This is a genomic window from Paraflavitalea soli, from assembly GCF_003555545.1.
Taxonomy (GTDB): Bacteria; Bacteroidota; Bacteroidia; order Chitinophagales; family Chitinophagaceae; genus Paraflavitalea; species Paraflavitalea soli.
Genome location: NZ_CP032157.1, coordinates 2,769,329 through 2,785,899, shown reverse-complemented (window position 1 = coordinate 2,785,899; position 16,571 = coordinate 2,769,329). Strand labels below are relative to the sequence as shown.

The window sequence follows — 16,571 nt, the reverse complement described above, 5'->3', positions numbered from 1 at the left end:
CTTTGCCTTCTAATAATCGCAATTCAACAATGAAACCGTTTTATTTATTATTGGCCGTGTTTGTACTAAGCACCGGTATTTCGAGACTTATCACCGGCCATTGGAACTGGCCGTTTGGCGGCAACCTGGCAATGGCGTTCATGCTTTGTTCACAGCCCTGGGGCACTTTCTGTTTACCAAGGGGATGACAATGATGATACCGTCCTTTATTCCTTTAAAAAGGGAACTCATTTACCTGACAGGCATCGTTGAGATCATACTGGGCATTGCATTGCTTTTTCCTTCCGTGAGGACTTATGCCGGCATTGCCTTGATCATCTTACTGGTATTGCTATTGCCTGCTAATATTTATGCGGCCGCTCTTAAGGTCAATTATGAAAAAGGGACTTTTGACGGGCCTGGGCTTAGCTATCTGTGGATAAGAGTACCCTTGCAACTCATCTTTATTGGCTGGCTTTATTACTTTTCAGTAAGCAATATGGCGGAGGACCTCCTGATCAAAAAATAAAATACCCCTCTATGAAATGTACAATAATATTGATTGGTTTGTTGACCCAGCTTGCAGGTTATTCCCAGGATACCGGGCCTAAAGTCACCGTCCAAAACCTGGAAGGGAAAAGCGGTCAGATTTATATTGCCTGGTACAATAGTGCGACTGCTTTTGCCAGTAAGCAAAAGGCTGCTTTTATGAAATCAATTAAAGTGAGCGGCCAAAACGAAGTACATGTGCCTTTCGAGGCCATCCCGCCTGGTAAATATGCTGTGGCCGTTTATTTGGATGAGAATGGGAATGGCATCATCGACAAGAATTTCCTGGGTATACCCAAAGAGCGATATGGGTTTTCCAATAATCCTTCTCCTGCTATGCGGGCGCCCAGATATGAAGAGGCTGTCTTTGAGGTAGTATCAGGCAAGGAGGGTGTTGTCATTAAATTAAAATAGATGAGGAGTTTTTAAGATCACAACGCATACACCCTGGCATCGTATCTTGCAGGCTATGGAAAATAAGGTATTCCAGCTATTGGCAAGATTTGGATTAGACTGGTTTATACTCTCCCTTATTGGTGTGATCGTACTGGCCTCGCAATTTCCGGGTCCGGGTGTTGCTGATGGGCCCTTTTCCATTTCATCTATTGCCAATATTGGTATATCCTTCATCTTCTTTTTTTATGGGCTGAAGCTCAACAGGAGTAAACTGGTGGCCGGCCTTAGTAACTGGCGGCTGCATATCCTGGTGCAGACCAGTACTTTTATTATTTTCCCTTTGCTCTTGCTGGCCCTGCGCTTTTGGCTTGACAGGGACGATCTGCATATTCTTTGGTTGGGTACTTTCTTCCTGGCGGCATTGCCTTCTACGGTCTCTTCTTCCGTGGTGATGGTATCCATTGCCAATGGCAATATTCCGGCTGCTATCTTCAATGCCAGTATTTCCAGTTTGCTGGGGATCTTCATTACGCCCATCTGGATGAGCCTGGTAACAGGTGGCAACCACAACAGCATCGACATGGGAGATATTATGCTGAAGCTGGTATTGCAGATACTGTTGCCGGTCGTATTGGGTTTGCTGCTCAATCCAACGAATCTCGGAAAGGTAGCCGGTAAATATAATAAGCAATTGAAATATTTTGATCAGCTCACGATCCTGGCCATCGTGTATACTGCTTTCAGTGAATCATTTGACAAGCATATGTTCAGCAACCTGGGTGTGGGAGAACTGCTGTTGCTGGGCGCTGGTATGATGGTCTTATTCTTTGCGGTATATTTTATCATTGGTTATATTGCCCGGTTACTGCATTTCAACCGGGAGGACAGGGTGACGGCCACTTTTTGCGGCTCCAAAAAGTCTATCATCCATGGTACGGTGATGGCCAAAGTGATCTTTATGAATAGCCCGCTTACCGGTATCCTGCTATTGCCCATTATGCTGTACCACGCACTCCAACTAATCGCTGTCAGTGTCATTGCCCAGGCCATGGCCAAGCGGCAGCAACACCTACATTAGTTTTATTAGAAATCCAGGTATCTATTCGATGCCCCGTCAAGATTATGTATTATAGACCCAAGATAAGGTCATGCCCCGGCCCGCTTTTTGCCGTTATTCCCCAAAAAACGAGCTATGACTACACAAGAAGTTGCCGACAAGCTGGTATCCATCTGCCGTTCAGGCGATTGGACAAAAGCACAAAAAGAATTGTATGCAGAGAATGCCGTGAGTATAGAACCCGAAGCCACGCCAGCCTTTGATAAAGAAACCAAAGGACTGGCGGCTATTATTGAGAAGGGCAAGAAGTTTGATAGTATGGTCCAAACCATGCATTCCATTGCCATGTCGGCCCCCATTGTTGCTCCTAATTCTTTTGCCTGCATTCTTGATATGGACGTCACCATGAAGGAAGGCGGTCGCATGAACATGAAAGAACTATGCGTATACCAGGTAAAAGATGGCAAAATTGTACAGGAACAGTTCTATATGTAGCTCAGGGTGTCATGCCGGGAAAAGCCTGCAACAGTTTCTCCAGCCGCGCTACTATATCCGGATAATTGGCCGCCAGGTTATAATGCTCACCGGGATCGGTAACCATATCAAAAAGTTCAGTGGCAGCAGTAGTGCCTGTACCAGTTACCCGTAATTTCCATTGGCCGTCACGTACTGCCTGTGCCTGGTTGTGTATATAATAAATGGGCCGATGGGTAAAGTGGGCCTGTTGGCCGGATAACAAGGGTACCACCGATTCCCCATCCAATGATCTGCCAGTGGGTAGGGGTATCCTCAACCATTGGGCAATACTGGGCAACATATCAAGTGATGATATGGGATCAGTGATCGTGGCGCCTACAGGTACATGTCCTTTCCAGTATAGGATAAATGGTACGCGGTGGCCGCCCTCGTAGGTGTTTGCTTTTTGTCCTTTAAAAATGCCGGTAGTACCCACATCCCAGGGTTTCGTATATCCATCGCCCAACATCCTGTCGGGGAAACCGATCCAGGGACCATTGTCACTCGTAAAAATAAACAGCGTGTTATCAGCCATCCCTTTTGCTTCCAGCGCCTGCCAGATGCGTTGCAGACTCTCATCCAATTGTTCTACCACATCTCCATAAAGCCCACCGGCAGAATGTCCTTTCCATTTGGCCGGCACGGCCAGTGGCAAATGGGGCATATTTTGCGCCAGGTACAAAAAGAAAGGCTGTTGCTTTGTTTGTGCATTGATAAAGTGAATAGCTTCCTGTGCATACAGGTTGGTAAGCGTTGTATCGGCTGGTTTAATGATAGCAGGCACCCGGTTGCGGAATATTTTCATGACGGTATCTGTCTTCACATAAGGGCTCCTGTAATCATGACTGTAAAGGGTGCCGAAAAACTGGTCAAAGCCCTGTGCATTGGGATGATAATAAGGCTTGGTATCGCCCAGGTGCCATTTACCAATAAGGGCCGTACGATAACCCACCTTTTTCAGCATTTCGGCTATCGTTACTTCTTCATCGGGCAGGCCATTGGGAGCGCCCGGCCCAATGGGTACCGGCAGGTTCATGCGGGTGGCATAACGCCCGGTGAGCAGGGAAGCGCGGGAAGGAGTGCAGGTAGGGGAAGCCACCAGGAAATTGGTGCCCTTGATGCCACGGGAAGCCATCTTGTCGAGGAAAGGTGTCTTGATCAGGGGGCTTCCAAAACAACTGAGGTCGCTATACCCCATATCGTCTGTCAACACCAGGATGATATTGGGGCGATCCTGTGCATGGGCTGTTTGTAATAACAATAAACCTGCAGCCAGTAATGATCTTAACTTCATGCTGCAATTTATAGGGAAAACATCTTTTATCTCTATCCTTTACACTTCTTCTTTTGATAATACCTTATTGGCTACTTTCCCGATGGAAAGTCCCTGCACTACAATGGAGAATACCACTACAAAATAGGTGATGGCAATAATGGCCTGTTTATAAGGACCATTGTCGATCGACAGGGCCAGTGCGATAGAAACACCGCCCCGCAAGCCGCCCCATACGAGTATTTTGATGGTGCCGCTGCTAAACTTGTTGCGGAATGGGATCAGCCGTACAGGTATCCAGATGGAAATGAACCTGGCCAGCAATACCACCAGGATGGCAATGCCACCCATGAGCCAGTAGTTGTTGAGATCGCGGATGAGTAAGAGTTCAAACCCGATGAACAGGAAGAGGATGGCATTCATGATCTCGTCGATCAGTTCCCAGAACTTGTTGAGGTAATCTTTGGTGGTGGCTGACATGGCTGTTCTTTTGCCATAATTACCAATGACTATACCAGCCGCCACCATGGTAAGCGGTCCTGACATGTGCAGGGTATGCGCGATCAGGTATCCACCCATTACTACCGATAACGTGATCAGTACAGTCACATTGTAATCGTCGATCTTCCGGATGGCATTGGAAGCACCCAACCCCAGTAATGCCCCCAATACAAATCCTCCCAGGGCCTCTTTCACCAGCAGCCAGCTGATATTGCCCAGCGACATGTCGATATCAGAACCCTGTGCCAGTTGAAGGATCACAGAAAAGACCACCACGGCCACGCCATCATTGAACAGGGATTCTCCGGCAACCTTGGTTTCCAGTGATTTCCTTACGTTGGCTTTCTTCAGAATGCCCATCACAGCAATGGGATCGGTAGGAGAGATCAGCGCACCAAACAACAAGCAGTATATAAAAGGAAGGTCTATGTGCAATACATTAAAAATATAGTACAGGATACCGCCAATAACAAAGGTGGAGATCAATACACTTACGGTAGAGAATACAACAATGGGCCATTTCTGTTCGCGCAGGTCTTTCAGGTTAATATGGATAGCGCCCGCAAAGAGCAGGAAGTTGAGCATGGCGCCCATCAGCACCTCAGTAAAATCAACATCCATCAGCAGGGTGGAGAAGTGGGTAAAGAATTTGGGAAACAGGTGACCACTAATTACCAGCAGGATGGAGGTAAGCATGGCAATGATCATGACGCCAATGGTTGACGGCAATTTCAATACCCGCAGGTTGATATAAGAAAAGAATGAGGCCAGCACGATCAAAACCGAAAACGAATAGTAAAGCTCCATAGCATGCGTTAAAACGGTACAAAATAAAAGGAGCAAAGATACACCGGCCTGCCGGCAGGGCATCTTAGAATGATATTAGAATCGTTGTGGAGTTGGAAAGACGGTGTTAAGGTTTCAAGGTTTGCTGGATCGTGTCTGTTACCAGGCTACATGCAGGGAAATATTACCCACTTCCTGACGGGTAAATCCTTTGTATAGAGCGGAGGAACTCTTTTGCGTGAAAGAAACAGCCACGTTGCCATGCGACAATACAGCGCCCCAGTCGATGCGGGTGATCACCCTGCGTCTCTTCAGATCAGGTACGCCGGTCTCTCCGGTAGTGGAGACGGGCAACTTTTCGTTGTGGTTGAATACGCCTCCTTCCAGCAAGGCATTGGTAAGGACCAATTCTGCTGCCGGTTGCACGATAAAATAGAACTGCCAGCGGTTTGTATTTGTCTTATCGGAACTAAACTGTTGTATGAGGCCATCAAAATACGGATTCATTTTGCCCAGCCTGAGCGTGGTATATACCGCCGCACCGTTGACCATGGTACCGGCAAATACCTGTCCGCTGCCGATCAACTCAGCCCAATGATCGAGTTGGGCCAGTTGTTTGTTGACTGTAAAATGATAATTGAGGAGCAGGTCCGTAGGCTTCTGGTAATCCCATCCCCGGGGAGCCTGGGCCTGTATAATGCGGTGGATCAGCTTTTGTGTTTCTTCGCCCAGCGCCGGCGGTCCCATCACACCCAGTACTATTTCTGATTGAAAGGATAACTTCTTAACGGGATTGGAGGAGTGCAGGCTGCGGGTGACAAACATGGCTGCTGAATAGGGATAGTCCGCAGGATCGGGTCTGCGCCGCAGGATATTATCGGGAGTGATGATCACCTGCATCAGGCCCCAGCCATGGGTATTGATGCTGTTGGAGCCTGCCTGGGGCAGCAGCTTGTTGAGAAAAGACCTTTTTTGCTGCTGCCAGAAAAAGTCGAGCCGGGTGCCATTGGTATACCCTTTGTCGCTGCCCAGTTCGTACAGGTTCATAGCATCATTGTCCTCATATACCCGGAACATATACCGGTTGCCCGGTTGTTGCTGGGCAACAATCGCTGAAAACGGCAAAACTGCAAGGCCGACCATTAAACACCAGTAACTTCCCTTCATGCTATGACTAAATAGGATGCTTTAAAAACCAAACATTTCGGCGATTTCGTACCAAAGGTGTTCCGTTACAACGGTTTACGAACTGATTTTGTTTTGACCTGGCGGTGAAGTTCGTAGTTTTATTTTTGTGCGGCCTCCTCTAACCCAATAATTTACACAAGCATAGCATCCTTCGGGTAAAAAGAAAGGCTGTCCCGGTGGGAACAGCCTTAGACTTAATGCACCTTTCTAACTTATTTGGACAAAGCTTCAAACTCTTTATCGGTCAATATGATGTCACCTGCTTCCAGGTTTTCCTGTAAGTGGCTTAGGGAACTGGTGCCCGGGATCAGCAGGATATTATCAGCCCGTTTCAGCAGCCAAGCCAGCGCTATTTGCGCTACAGTGGCATTGTGGGCGGCTGCAATGCCCTTGATCTTATCGGCCAGGGTATCCGGACCAGAGGCGAGGGGGAACCAGGGAATGAAGGCTATATTACGTTTTACGGTATAGTCCAGTACACTTTCCCATTGACGATTGCCCAGGTTGTACAGGTTTTGAACCGATACGATGGGTACTACCTTTTCGGCCCTTTCAATCTGTTCAATGTTGACCTCGGATAGTCCCACATGGCGGATCTTGCCTGCCTTTACGGCGGCCGCTACCGGCGCCAGGGTCTCTTCTACGGGCACTTTGCTGTCAATGCGGTGCAATTGCCACAGGTCGATGGTATCTACCTTCAGTCTCTTTAAACTGCCTTCAATGTTTTCACGGATATGGTTGGGATGACCGTTGGGTATCCATTGATCGGGACCCGGCCTGTCGAAGCCACCCTTGGTAGCAATAACCAGCCCTTTGGGGTAAGGATGTAATGCGTCGGCTATCAGCGATTCGTTGAGCTTAGGCCCATACGCTTCGGCCGTATCAATAAAGTTGACGCCGCCTGCTACAGCAGCTTGTAATACCTTTTTTGCTCCTTCGCGGTCTTTGGCTTCGCCAAAAACGCCTTTGCCCGCCAATTGCATGGCGCCATATCCTAAACGGTTGATGGTAAGATCACCGCCCAGGTTCCAGGTTGTTGTAATAGTCTTTGTGCTCATCTTTCTTACATTTTAAATGTGTGTAGATAAAAATAACAGGCTGAAACAGTGAATGTTCAAACAGTGCATTGCATAATGCAAAGCATTTCTTGCAAAATTCAAACCATGCCGGGCGCCTCTATAGAACGGGTGACGTAATTGGGCGGAAGACTGATTTGCCTGCCAGGGTATATGAAGGATGGATTAAGGACAATCAACGACGGGTTGCCCGGTAAGGGTAAACAATATATGCCTTTCCGTGAGTTAACGCTTGGTTAAGTATTTCTGTGTAGGGCTTTCAGTACATGGTTGTCATGAAGAGGAAAACTTAAAGCAATGTGGATATGAGTTTTTTGGGCGCTTGTCGTTTTTCGTTACATTTAGTGAGGTATCATTTTGTTAACCTTAAATTTTTATCGTTATGAAACAAAACGAGCAAACAGGGCAGCCTTTCTTTGCCCGGTTCCTGGAGTCTCAAAAGACTCAACAGCAGCGCTCAGCCGAAACGCATGAGCAAGCCTGGCCTGGTGTGTCTATTCCCATCTTTGATTTTGACCATACCATGAAGTATCCCTCCGACGGGGACGATGACCTGCCAACAAAATAACGGCCGGCCATTATCATCGTAAAAGCAAAAACTACCTTATCATTTTAAATGCTATTCTTATGCAACAGCAGGAAGCAGGAAAACAACCTTTCTTTGCCCAGTTCCTCGAAGGGCAAAAACGCACACAGGAAACCTCCGGCGAAAACTATATAGACCTCGAGTCTATCATTACAAAGCCCTGGTTGGATATGGAGCATACGCTGAAGTATCCTTCCGATGGAGATGAAGTATAGGCTTTTCTTATTACCCGATTAATTCATTCTAATCAAGCAAGCAATAGTCAACCGGCTATTGCTTGTTTTTACTATTGCCATGGTCTTATGCATAACCCATTCCAACGACTATTATACTATCGATCTTGTACAGCAACACCTGGATAAAATGGGTGTTCCTTCTTTCCGGTTGAATGTTGATGAATTTGCAACCGGGTATGTCATCAACTATACCGTGCAGCAATATTGCTTGTCGGGCAAGGGCCAGTACATCACCGATACACAGATCAATGCCGTGTGGTACCGCAAGTTGTGGGACCTGAAAATGCCGGAGGACCTCGATCCGGCTTACCGGCCTGTCTTTACCCGGGAATACCTCACCTTCCGTGATCTCTTTTTCAATGCCCTGCAGCGCGTGCCGTGGATGAACCCCCTGCAGGCCGATCATGCTGTATGCAATGACAAGCTGCAGCAGCTGCGGGTAGCGTATGCAGTAGGGCTCACTATTCCTGCCAGCATATTTACCAACGATCCGGCTGCTATCCGCGACTTTTTTAAGCGCTGTAATAACCAGGTAGTGATGAAGCTGCACAATGCCCTCTCTAAAAGTATGAAGGGCGATGGCGCTTTCTTTCCTACCACCAGATTAACGGAGGCTGATCTGGAGCAGGTACACCTGCTGGCTTATTGCCCCATGATATTCCAGGAATATATTCCCAAAGCTTATGAACTGCGGATTGCCTATGTGGATGGTGAATGCTTTACGGGCCAGATTGTCCATGCTCAGGAGGCTGTACCAACAGACTGGCGTACGCTGAGTGGCAACCCGGGACAATGGCAGCCCTATATATTGCCGGCGCCAGTGCAGCAAAAGATAAGTAAACTGATGAAGAACCTGGGACTTGTTTTTGGCGCTATTGATATGATCAGGCATACCAATGGCGATTACGTATTCCTGGAGGTCAATCCCCAGGGAGAATGGGGCATGCTGCAAAAATACCTGCATTATCCCATTGCTGAAACTATTGCCGAAAAATTGATAACACATATACAAAATGGCTAAACAAAAAATACTGATCGTTACACATAGTTTGGATAACACCAGCACGCAAACTGTTATTGATTATATCCGGCAGTCGGGTGGGGAAGCCATCCGGCTGAACGTAGACGGTTATCCGATGACGACGGGCCTCACTACCGCTTTCGTTGATAATCGCTGGCGCATCACACTGGATACGGGCACTGCCATCCATGACCTGGATGATGTAACAGGCGTATGGTACCGGAGAAGTCATAACCTGGGCAAGGGCCTGCAAGAGGCCATTGGAGCAGAATACCTGCCTGCTGCCATCGAAGAAGTAAAGCGCACGCTGATCGGCATGCTGGAAGGATTGCATTGTTTTCACCTGGGCAGGTACAGCGTTTACCGCCGGTTGGACAGTAAGGAGGAACAATTGAAAATGGCTGTACGCCACGGACTGCTCATTCCCGATACCTGTATCAGCAATGATCCGGCGCAGGTGCGTGCCTTCGTTGAGCGGCAGGGCGGCAGGGTAGTGAGTAAAATGCAAAGTTCCTTTGCCATTTACCAGGGTGCGGAAGAGCAGGTGGTATTTACCAATGCTGTAACTGACGAGCACCTGCAGGAACTGGATACCCTGCGTTATTGCCCCATGGTATTTCAGCAGGAGATCGCCAAACAACTGGAGTTGCGGGTGACGGTCGTGGGCAGGGAAGTCTTTGCTTTCAGTATCGATTCCCAGCAGGTAGCTAATGCACAGGTAGACTGGCGAAAAGAAGGAGTGAATATGATAAATGACTGGAAGCCCTATACTTTGCCGGAGGATATCCATAAAAAAATATTGTCGTTCATGGATGATTATGGTTTGAATTACGGCGCCATTGACCTGATCCTGACCCCGGATGATAGGTATTACTTTCTCGAAATAAACGCTGCGGGCGAATACTTCTGGCTGGACCGCTTGTGCGATCATGCTATTTCGCGGCAGATATCAGCGGTGCTGATGGGGACGGCACCGCGCCGGTAAAAACTGCCAGGCCTGGAATGGTCCTGGGGTCCATGCTGATCCCAACCCCGTAGGCTCCCACACTGCCTGATCGCCCCATAGTAATTGCACTGCAATAGCCTACGACTTGCACTGAGTATAGGGGACCAGTGCAAGTCGGTGAAAATCGGAGAGTAAATGGACTACAGATAACCTGCAGATTATCAGCATAGTTAGCCGGTATATGATTCCGTGGCTGTAAAAGTCAGTGCAATTAACCTTGATAAGAATGTATTATGATTAATTGATTATTATTTATTTATGGGTGTTTTGTGGTCAATTTTTGTCACTAATCCCTGGCCCAGGGGGCGAATATCAAGCCATGGGTGGGAACGAGGGGTGATGTGGGCATGCTGTTGTTTGACAAAATAACTTACTGGATAGCAAATACATGTACGGTATCAAACAGTAAATGATAGGTAGCTTGCAAGGGCTCAGGCTTTTGTAATGCTTAATCTACTGTATGCGACCGGTTGCTTTTGTAAGGATCACCTGCTTGTTGTTGTATTCTCTTGCTGCTTTTTCTGCTGCTGCCCAGGAAATATATGCCGGGCGCTACAAGGCTATCTTTAACGAAGCGCCCCGCATGGTGCCTACTTCCAAAGTACCGGATGCACCCCTGGCTGGCAACGGCGATATTGGGCTTACCCTGGGGGGAAGCCCTGATAACTTATGCTTTTACCTGGGTAAAAATGATTTTTGGAGGGCCTGGCCGGTGTATCCGGGTGGCGGTATCGCTTTTCCCGGTGCTTTGCAGGTGAGCAGTGAGGCTCTCAAAGGCGCTTCCTGGTATGCGGAGCAGGTAATGGACAAAGCGGTTGTCAAAGGCCGCTTTACAAAAGGCAATACAAGTGTATCACTCACTGCCTGGGTAGCTGCCACACACAATACTGTGGTGGTTGAGTTCATCTCCAACAAGGCTTGCCGGTTGCAATTGAAATTATGGGCTCCGGAAGGGAATACGGCTGTCAATGGTGCCGGAGTCACCAACCAGGTGCAGTGGGTAACGCGCTCCTTCAACGATACTGCTTTGCAGGAATGGCCCTGTCATGTGGCCATTGCTATGAAGACCCTGGGCGCGGTAGTGGATCAAAACAACTATATAGAACTATTGCCCGGTAAAAAGATCACTATCACACTCACCCTGTATACCAGTTTTGATCAGCCGCAATGGAAAGAACAGGCCATCCGGGAGGCCGGTGCCCTCACTGCCGTATCAGTTGCAAACATGCGTATCCAACATGAAGCCTGGTGGCGACAATTCTGGTTAAGGTCTTCCGTAAGGATCGGTGATCCTTACCTGGAACAATACTATTATGCCTCGCAATACCTGCTGGCCTGTTCGTCGAGGGGCGATAAGTTTGCGCCCGGCATCTGGGGCCCTTTTATTACGAAAGACTCTACTGCCTGGGGAGGTGATTATCATCTCAATTATAATTACCAGGCGCCGTATTGGGCGGCTTACTCTTCCAACCAGATTGACCTTACCAATAATTTTGATCAGCCTTTGCTGGATTATATGCCCAAAGGTGTTGCGCATGCCCGCAGCTTATTGAACGTACGCGGTATTTATTACCCCGTGGGGATCGGGCCACGTGGCCTCGTGACCACCCGCTGGCCATTAACGCCGGAGGAGATGGAAAAGCGCTATGGCACACGGGAGAATACGATCGATGATGGCTTTAAGTTCCTGGGGCAAAAGATCAACGCCGTGTTTAGCGTAGGTAATATGCTGATGCGCTTTTACAGTACCTACGATTCGTCCTATGCGTTGCGGGTATATCCTTACCTGGTAGCCTGTGCCGATTTCTGGGAAGACTACCTGAAGTATGAAGAAGGGCGATACGTGATCTATATGGATCACTTTAATGAGATCATGCCCCGGCTGGGCAGTACCGGCAACTGGCGCGACCGCCTGGGAGATTTCAATTCCACCCTTTCACTAGGGCTGGTGAAGATGCTGTTCAAAGGCGTGGTGGACATGAGCACTTACCTGGGCAAGGACCAGGGCCGGCAGTCAACATGGACGCACATACTTACGCACCTCAGCCAGTTTCCGGTAGGCGATGCAGATGGAAGGCGCAGCCTGCAGAGTGTCGAGAAAAGGCCCTGGGGTTATGAAAAACCGGCAGGCCTGAACCGGGTGTCTATTCATGGGCTGCTTGTGCCCGCTGGCGTAGCCGGGCCGATAACAGACTCCTCCTTCAACAAGATCTTATTGGATGATGTAAGTCATTGGAAAGATAAAATGAAATCGGGCGCCGAATGGGGCAATACGTTGAATAACGGTATCGAGACCTGCTTCCCCGGCGCTGTGCGTGTTGGTTATGATCCCGGTGAAATATTGCAATACCTGAAGGAACGCATTGCCCGGCAATCTTTGTCCAACTGGTGGATCACGCAGGGCGGAGGAGGTATTGAAACCCTGGCGGCTGTACCGCTTACCATCAATGAAATGTTATTGCAGAGCTATGAAGGAGTGGTGCGCATTTTCCCTAATTGGGATCATTCCAAAGACGCACAGTTTGATCAGTTAAGGGCCTATGGCGCTTTTCTGGTGAGCAGCCGCCTGCGCAAAGGGAGTGTGGAGTACGTGCACCTGCTCAGTGAAAAAGGGCGTGTCTGCGTGCTGGCCAATCCCTGGCCGGGCAAGAGCATCCAACTGGTAAGGAATGGGAAGAAAGCCGAAGTGCTGCGTGGGGCTGCGGTGCGTTTCACTACAGGCGTGGGTGAAATGATCGTGGTTGTTTCCATTTGAGGGGCTGGATACGACTAAGTGTTGGGCGGGTGTTTCCCCTAAATAATAAGCCATGTATTCAATCAAAAGGACCGCAAGACTTGCCGGATTGATCTATTTAGTAGTTGTAGTGACCGGGATCTTTAGTTTAGCCTATGTGCCTTCCAAACTGATCGATTGGAAAGATGCTGCCAAAACAGTGCAACAGATCACTGCTTCCGAATCTTTGTTCCGATGGGGCATTGCCAGCAGTATACTTTGTTATATTGCTTTCCTGGGATTGCCACTTGCTTTATACCAGTTGTTGAAGCCTGTTCATGAACAGGCTGCAAAACTGATGGTGATCCTGGCCATCGTAAGTGTTCCCATTTCTTTCCTCAACATGCAGCACAAATTTGAAGTGCTCACGCTCATCAAAGGCGCCGAGCACCTCCAGATATTCGACAGTGTGCAGATCGCTTCGCAGGTGATGGCGCAGCTGAGTGCCTATGATGATGGCCTGTTGATCGTCACCGTATTCTGGGGATTGTGGTTATTGCCTTTTGGTTTCCTGGTGTATCATTCAGGCATGCTGCCCAAAGTATGGGGTGTATTGCTGGTATTGGGTTGTTTCGGTTACCTGATCAATTTCTTCGGCCGGGTGCTCATTCCAGACTTTGGTGAAATGTTCATTGCACGTTATATCACCAGGCCTGCCAGCCTGGGCGAAATAGGCACCTGCCTGTGGTTATTGATCATGGGCGCCAGGAACAGACCTGGCTTCCTGGCTCCTGAAGCAGTTATTAGCAGGTAAGGAAGCCTGTTGCAGGTGACAGGTATCAGAACAGGGATAATTGATCAGATTTTGGCGGTTTGGCTTTGCCGAATACAGTTCTTCCGCCATGCTTCCAGGAATCTTCTCTTTCTTTTTGGATCAATGCATCAAAGTTGGCATTGGGAATAAAATTATCTTCTGCGCGGGCTGCTATTTCCTGTAGTTTCTTAATCGCTTCAGTTTTATCACTATTGCCCAATTTAGCTTTGTGCACTGCGGTTTGCAATACAGCAATGGTCTCATCATAGACTTTGGTAGGAACGGGAAACGGATGTCCGTCTTTACCGCCATGGGCAAAAGAAAAGCGTGCGGGGTCTTTGAAGCGGGAGGGAGTTCCATGGATCACTTCGCTTACCAGGGTGAGTGATTGCAATGTTCTTGGACCTACACCCTGCAGTAATAATAATTCTTCAAAGTTCTCGGGTTTTTGTTCGTGTGCCAGCCACAATACAGCACCCAGTCGTTTAAGATTTACATCACCTTCGTGCACTTCGTGATGAGCAGGCATAAGGAGGCGTTGAAAATCCTTGATTAGGTGAAGCGGGTCTTCTTCCGTGATCTGCAGGATACCATTGCGGGTAGTGCCTGCTTCAGTAGCTGTCAGGTTTAAGATGGCGCCCTGGTTAATGCCACAGATGCCGGTATGTGGTTCATCAACAAAAGAGCGTATTGTATCAGAATGCCAATGATAACGCCTGGCCGTTTTGCTGAGCGGATCCATTCCCTGTTGTATGACTGTCCACTGACCATCATTACTCACAATGAAATTATGGGTGTACAACTGGAAGCCGTCCTGTACAGCGGTATTGTCTACTTTGGCGCTGAGTTTACTGCAGCGTACCAGTTCTGTACCATTAAGGCCGGTACTGTCGGCCAGCTTAAGGAGTTCTGCCGGTGTTTCTTTGGAGAATTTTCCTTTGCCGCCGCAGATATAAATGCCCAGTGCTTTAGCGTGTGGATTGATGGCCCTTTTTAAAGCGCCCATGACGGAAGTAGTGATGCCCGAGGAATGCCAGTCCATGCCCATGACTGCACCGAAACTTTGGAACCAGAAGGGATCGGCCAGGCGGCGCAATACCTCTTCTTTACCATACTCAGTGAGAATAGCTTCTGTGACCGCAAGGCCCAGTTTAGCCATCCGTTCCGCCAGCCACTTCGGCACATATCCATAATGCAGCGGAAGATCCGCCGCCCCCGAGCGTTTCATATTGCAAATTTACGCATCTCTGTGGAAATGATAAATTATTTAGCAATCTGAATTTGCCAGGCGCTTATTTAATGGCTGAAAAGGGTAGTGGTCTCATCACGACGGACTCCAGTTTCTCAATGATCTTCCCCTCTTTTTCCGAATTGTCACGGACTGTTATCCAGGCAGGATCAGCAACGAAGGAGGCGAATGATTTCTTTCCGTCCTCTTCACTTTTGTGGGCCAGGATGTAGATCAGCTTTGGCTGGGTACTGTCTTTTTCGATGGTGGTCCAGTAAGCGATATTGGTCATGCCGTGCTTTTCAAACAATTTTAGCGTATGGTCTCTGAACCTGGTGATGAGGGTGGGCAGTTTGCCGGGGTTGCAGGTATAGGTGCGTAGTTCAAATACGCGTTCTGGAGTTTGCTGGGATGGTTTGATGATGGGAGATATCGCATCTGCCTCCATGAAAATGGAAGTTACTTTGGCTACGATCTTGCCATTTTCTTCCGATTTGGAACTCACCTGTTTCCATTCCGGATCGGCGCCAAATGCTTTCCAGGAGGCATCCCGGGCTTCTTTATTGGGATAGGCCAACACGTAATAGAGGGCACTGTCCGTATTGTTCACAGGCAGCCAATAACCAATATTGGTCATGCCATGCTTTTCAAAAATACGGGTGGTATGATTGGCAAAACGAGCTTTCAGGTCATTCAATTTACCGGGATGGCAGTAATAGATCCTCAGTTCGAATAAGCGGGTGTCTTTTACCTGGGCTGTAGCCAGCTGCTGCATAAAAAGCAGGGATAAGATGATTGGCAAGGTTTTCATAGAATAAATCTACTGCACAATGGGGAATGTTTTTCTTTTTTTCTGTAAAGCGGCATGGCAATCGGCCAGCAGGATCTGCAGCCGGTCGAATGCAGGCAGCAGGTTCAGGCCTTCCTGGCAAACGGTGATGCAATCCTCATATTGCTGAAACTGCCATAATTCCTGCGCGTGGTGGTGCAGCTCTTCGCTCAGTTCATCTGTAGATGGGGACAGTCGCAGCCAGCGGGCGAGGGCTGAAGGCTTTTTAAAATGCTTCCGTTTGACTTCGGGGCCTTTCCTGGGAACGGGCTCCTTATAATGAGCAGCAGCAATACCCTCAAAGGTCACGCCTGCCTGTTTGGCTTTTGCTGTTACATGGTTTTCGTAGCTCAGTATGGCCAGTAACAGGTGGAGGCTATTGGTGCCTTCCTGTTCTTTTTGCTGATGGGCCAGGTAGGTGGCATGCCAGACGATCCTGGAGGCTTCATCGGACAGGTCCAACAGATCTTCATCGGTAGCGGTGGAGGTAGCGGGGTAGCGATCGCGGAGCCAGTTTTGGCAATCTTCCAACGATAAAGCTGCCAGGTATTTGGGGGTGGTGCAGCCGGTGGTGAGCATGGCGACCAGTAAATGGTCGATGTGTATAAATCCGTGCCTGTAATCAATGGCCAGGTTCTTTGCTTCGTTGATAACCTCTTTGAGGTCAGCGCTATCCAATTGGTTCATAATGAGCTGTAAAGTTAAGGACCCTTGTGCGGGTTGATTTAGCAGAGAACTAACAGTTGTTCATCTATATTGACCTAATATTAGAAAAAAACGCTTTAAATTCCTGATTATCCGGATATATTTTAAGAAA

The 16,571-nt window shown here is 48.4% G+C and carries 17 protein-coding genes; 10 read left to right on the top strand and 7 right to left on the bottom strand.

What is annotated here, in order from left to right; translation table 11 throughout:
* Positions 1-100: 100 nt before the first annotated feature.
* The 4 genes from D3H65_RS10315 to D3H65_RS10300 all read left to right on the top strand — a co-directional run bounded on the left by D3H65_RS10315 (position 101) and on the right by D3H65_RS10300 (position 2,476).
* Positions 101-508: a DoxX family protein gene (locus D3H65_RS10315; protein WP_211345659.1), complete on the top strand. Its 408-nt coding sequence runs from the start codon at positions 101-103 to the stop codon at positions 506-508.
* Positions 509-519: 11 nt separating this feature from the next.
* Positions 520-942 carry a DUF2141 domain-containing protein gene (locus tag D3H65_RS10310; RefSeq protein ID WP_119050233.1) on the top strand — a complete coding sequence of 141 codons (423 nt, stop codon included), beginning with the start codon at positions 520-522 and terminating at the stop codon, positions 940-942.
* A 55-nt stretch (positions 943-997) separates the two neighbouring features.
* Positions 998-2,002: a bile acid:sodium symporter family protein gene (locus tag D3H65_RS10305; protein WP_119050232.1), complete on the top strand. Its 1,005-nt coding sequence runs from the start codon at positions 998-1,000 to the stop codon at positions 2,000-2,002.
* Between the two features lie 114 nt (positions 2,003-2,116).
* Positions 2,117-2,476, top strand: coding sequence for a SnoaL-like domain-containing protein (locus D3H65_RS10300; protein ID WP_119050231.1), 360 nt, complete (start codon positions 2,117-2,119; stop codon positions 2,474-2,476).
* 1 nt (position 2,477) lies between these two features.
* Here D3H65_RS10300 and D3H65_RS10295 read toward each other — a convergent pair whose 3' ends face one another.
* The 4 genes from D3H65_RS10295 to D3H65_RS10280 all read right to left on the bottom strand — a co-directional run bounded on the left by D3H65_RS10295 (position 2,478) and on the right by D3H65_RS10280 (position 7,303).
* Positions 2,478-3,791: a sulfatase family protein gene (locus D3H65_RS10295; RefSeq protein ID WP_119050230.1), complete on the bottom strand. Its 1,314-nt coding sequence runs from the start codon at positions 3,789-3,791 to the stop codon at positions 2,478-2,480.
* Between the two features lie 39 nt (positions 3,792-3,830).
* The gene (locus D3H65_RS10290) at positions 3,831-5,078 is read right to left on the bottom strand and encodes a cation:proton antiporter (RefSeq protein WP_119050229.1); all 1,248 of its coding nucleotides are present in this window, start codon (positions 5,076-5,078) and stop codon (positions 3,831-3,833) included.
* 138 nt (positions 5,079-5,216) lie between these two features.
* Positions 5,217-6,182, bottom strand: coding sequence for a lipid A deacylase LpxR family protein (locus tag D3H65_RS10285; RefSeq protein ID WP_162915538.1), 966 nt, complete (start codon positions 6,180-6,182; stop codon positions 5,217-5,219).
* Positions 6,183-6,457: 275 nt separating this feature from the next.
* Complete coding sequence (locus tag D3H65_RS10280) at positions 6,458-7,303, bottom strand: aldo/keto reductase (RefSeq protein WP_119050227.1); 846 nt, start codon at positions 7,301-7,303, stop codon at positions 6,458-6,460.
* Between the two features lie 400 nt (positions 7,304-7,703).
* Here D3H65_RS10280 and D3H65_RS10275 point away from each other — a divergent pair, with 400 nt between their 5' ends.
* The 6 genes from D3H65_RS10275 to D3H65_RS10250 all read left to right on the top strand — a co-directional run bounded on the left by D3H65_RS10275 (position 7,704) and on the right by D3H65_RS10250 (position 13,697).
* Positions 7,704-7,889 carry a microviridin/marinostatin family tricyclic proteinase inhibitor gene (locus D3H65_RS10275; RefSeq protein ID WP_119050226.1) on the top strand — a complete coding sequence of 62 codons (186 nt, stop codon included), beginning with the start codon at positions 7,704-7,706 and terminating at the stop codon, positions 7,887-7,889.
* Between the two features lie 59 nt (positions 7,890-7,948).
* Positions 7,949-8,122 (top strand): microviridin/marinostatin family tricyclic proteinase inhibitor, encoded by a 174-nt coding sequence (locus tag D3H65_RS10270; RefSeq protein ID WP_119050225.1) that lies wholly within the window; start codon positions 7,949-7,951, stop codon positions 8,120-8,122.
* A gap of 79 nt (positions 8,123-8,201) precedes the next feature.
* Complete coding sequence (locus D3H65_RS10265) at positions 8,202-9,164, top strand: MvdC/MvdD family ATP grasp protein (RefSeq protein ID WP_119050224.1); 963 nt, start codon at positions 8,202-8,204, stop codon at positions 9,162-9,164.
* Positions 9,157-10,149, top strand: a complete 993-nt coding sequence (locus D3H65_RS10260; RefSeq protein ID WP_119050223.1) for an MvdC/MvdD family ATP grasp protein — start codon at positions 9,157-9,159, stop codon at positions 10,147-10,149. The genes D3H65_RS10265 and D3H65_RS10260 overlap by 8 nt, the downstream gene beginning before the upstream one ends.
* A 481-nt stretch (positions 10,150-10,630) precedes the next feature.
* A complete protein-coding gene (locus D3H65_RS10255; RefSeq protein ID WP_119050222.1) occupies positions 10,631-12,925 on the top strand; it encodes a glycosyl hydrolase family 95 catalytic domain-containing protein in 2,295 nt (764 codons plus the stop codon).
* Positions 12,926-12,977: 52 nt separating this feature from the next.
* A complete protein-coding gene (locus tag D3H65_RS10250) occupies positions 12,978-13,697 on the top strand; it encodes a DUF4386 domain-containing protein (protein ID WP_119050221.1) in 720 nt (239 codons plus the stop codon).
* A 25-nt stretch (positions 13,698-13,722) separates the two neighbouring features.
* On the opposite strand, the gene D3H65_RS10245 is transcribed toward D3H65_RS10250, so the two are convergent.
* The 3 genes from D3H65_RS10245 to D3H65_RS10235 form a co-directional block, all read right to left on the bottom strand.
* A complete protein-coding gene (locus D3H65_RS10245) occupies positions 13,723-14,925 on the bottom strand; it encodes a DUF763 domain-containing protein (RefSeq protein ID WP_119050220.1) in 1,203 nt (400 codons plus the stop codon).
* Positions 14,926-14,989: 64 nt separating this feature from the next.
* Entirely contained in the window at positions 14,990-15,736 is a 747-nt protein-coding gene (locus D3H65_RS10240; protein WP_119050219.1) for an NIPSNAP family protein, read from the bottom strand.
* A 9-nt stretch (positions 15,737-15,745) separates the two neighbouring features.
* Complete coding sequence (locus tag D3H65_RS10235; RefSeq protein WP_119050218.1) at positions 15,746-16,441, bottom strand: hypothetical protein; 696 nt, start codon at positions 16,439-16,441, stop codon at positions 15,746-15,748.
* Between the last annotated feature and the right edge of the window lie 130 nt (positions 16,442-16,571).

What these genes read in the sequence shown, in the direction of transcription:
- D3H65_RS10310 (WP_119050233.1), top strand. Translation starts at nt 520, where the DNA reads ATGAAATGTACAATAATATTGATTGGTTTGTTGACCCAGCTTGCAGGT.
- D3H65_RS10305 (WP_119050232.1), top strand. Translation starts at nt 998, where the DNA reads ATGGAAAATAAGGTATTCCAGCTATTGGCAAGATTTGGATTAGACTGG.
- D3H65_RS10300 (WP_119050231.1), top strand. Translation starts at nt 2,117, where the DNA reads ATGACTACACAAGAAGTTGCCGACAAGCTGGTATCCATCTGCCGTTCA.
- D3H65_RS10295 (WP_119050230.1), bottom strand. Translation starts at nt 3,791, where the DNA reads ATGAAGTTAAGATCATTACTGGCTGCAGGTTTATTGTTATTACAAACA.
- D3H65_RS10290 (WP_119050229.1), bottom strand. Translation starts at nt 5,078, where the DNA reads ATGGAGCTTTACTATTCGTTTTCGGTTTTGATCGTGCTGGCCTCATTC.
- D3H65_RS10280 (WP_119050227.1), bottom strand. Translation starts at nt 7,303, where the DNA reads ATGAGCACAAAGACTATTACAACAACCTGGAACCTGGGCGGTGATCTT.
- D3H65_RS10275 (WP_119050226.1), top strand. Translation starts at nt 7,704, where the DNA reads ATGAAACAAAACGAGCAAACAGGGCAGCCTTTCTTTGCCCGGTTCCTG.
- D3H65_RS10270 (WP_119050225.1), top strand. Translation starts at nt 7,949, where the DNA reads ATGCAACAGCAGGAAGCAGGAAAACAACCTTTCTTTGCCCAGTTCCTC.
- D3H65_RS10265 (WP_119050224.1), top strand. Translation starts at nt 8,202, where the DNA reads ATGGTCTTATGCATAACCCATTCCAACGACTATTATACTATCGATCTT.
- D3H65_RS10260 (WP_119050223.1), top strand. Translation starts at nt 9,157, where the DNA reads ATGGCTAAACAAAAAATACTGATCGTTACACATAGTTTGGATAACACC.
- D3H65_RS10255 (WP_119050222.1), top strand. Translation starts at nt 10,631, where the DNA reads ATGCGACCGGTTGCTTTTGTAAGGATCACCTGCTTGTTGTTGTATTCT.
- D3H65_RS10250 (WP_119050221.1), top strand. Translation starts at nt 12,978, where the DNA reads ATGTATTCAATCAAAAGGACCGCAAGACTTGCCGGATTGATCTATTTA.
- D3H65_RS10245 (WP_119050220.1), bottom strand. Translation starts at nt 14,925, where the DNA reads ATGAAACGCTCGGGGGCGGCGGATCTTCCGCTGCATTATGGATATGTG.
- D3H65_RS10240 (WP_119050219.1), bottom strand. Translation starts at nt 15,736, where the DNA reads ATGAAAACCTTGCCAATCATCTTATCCCTGCTTTTTATGCAGCAGCTG.
- D3H65_RS10235 (WP_119050218.1), bottom strand. Translation starts at nt 16,441, where the DNA reads ATGAACCAATTGGATAGCGCTGACCTCAAAGAGGTTATCAACGAAGCA.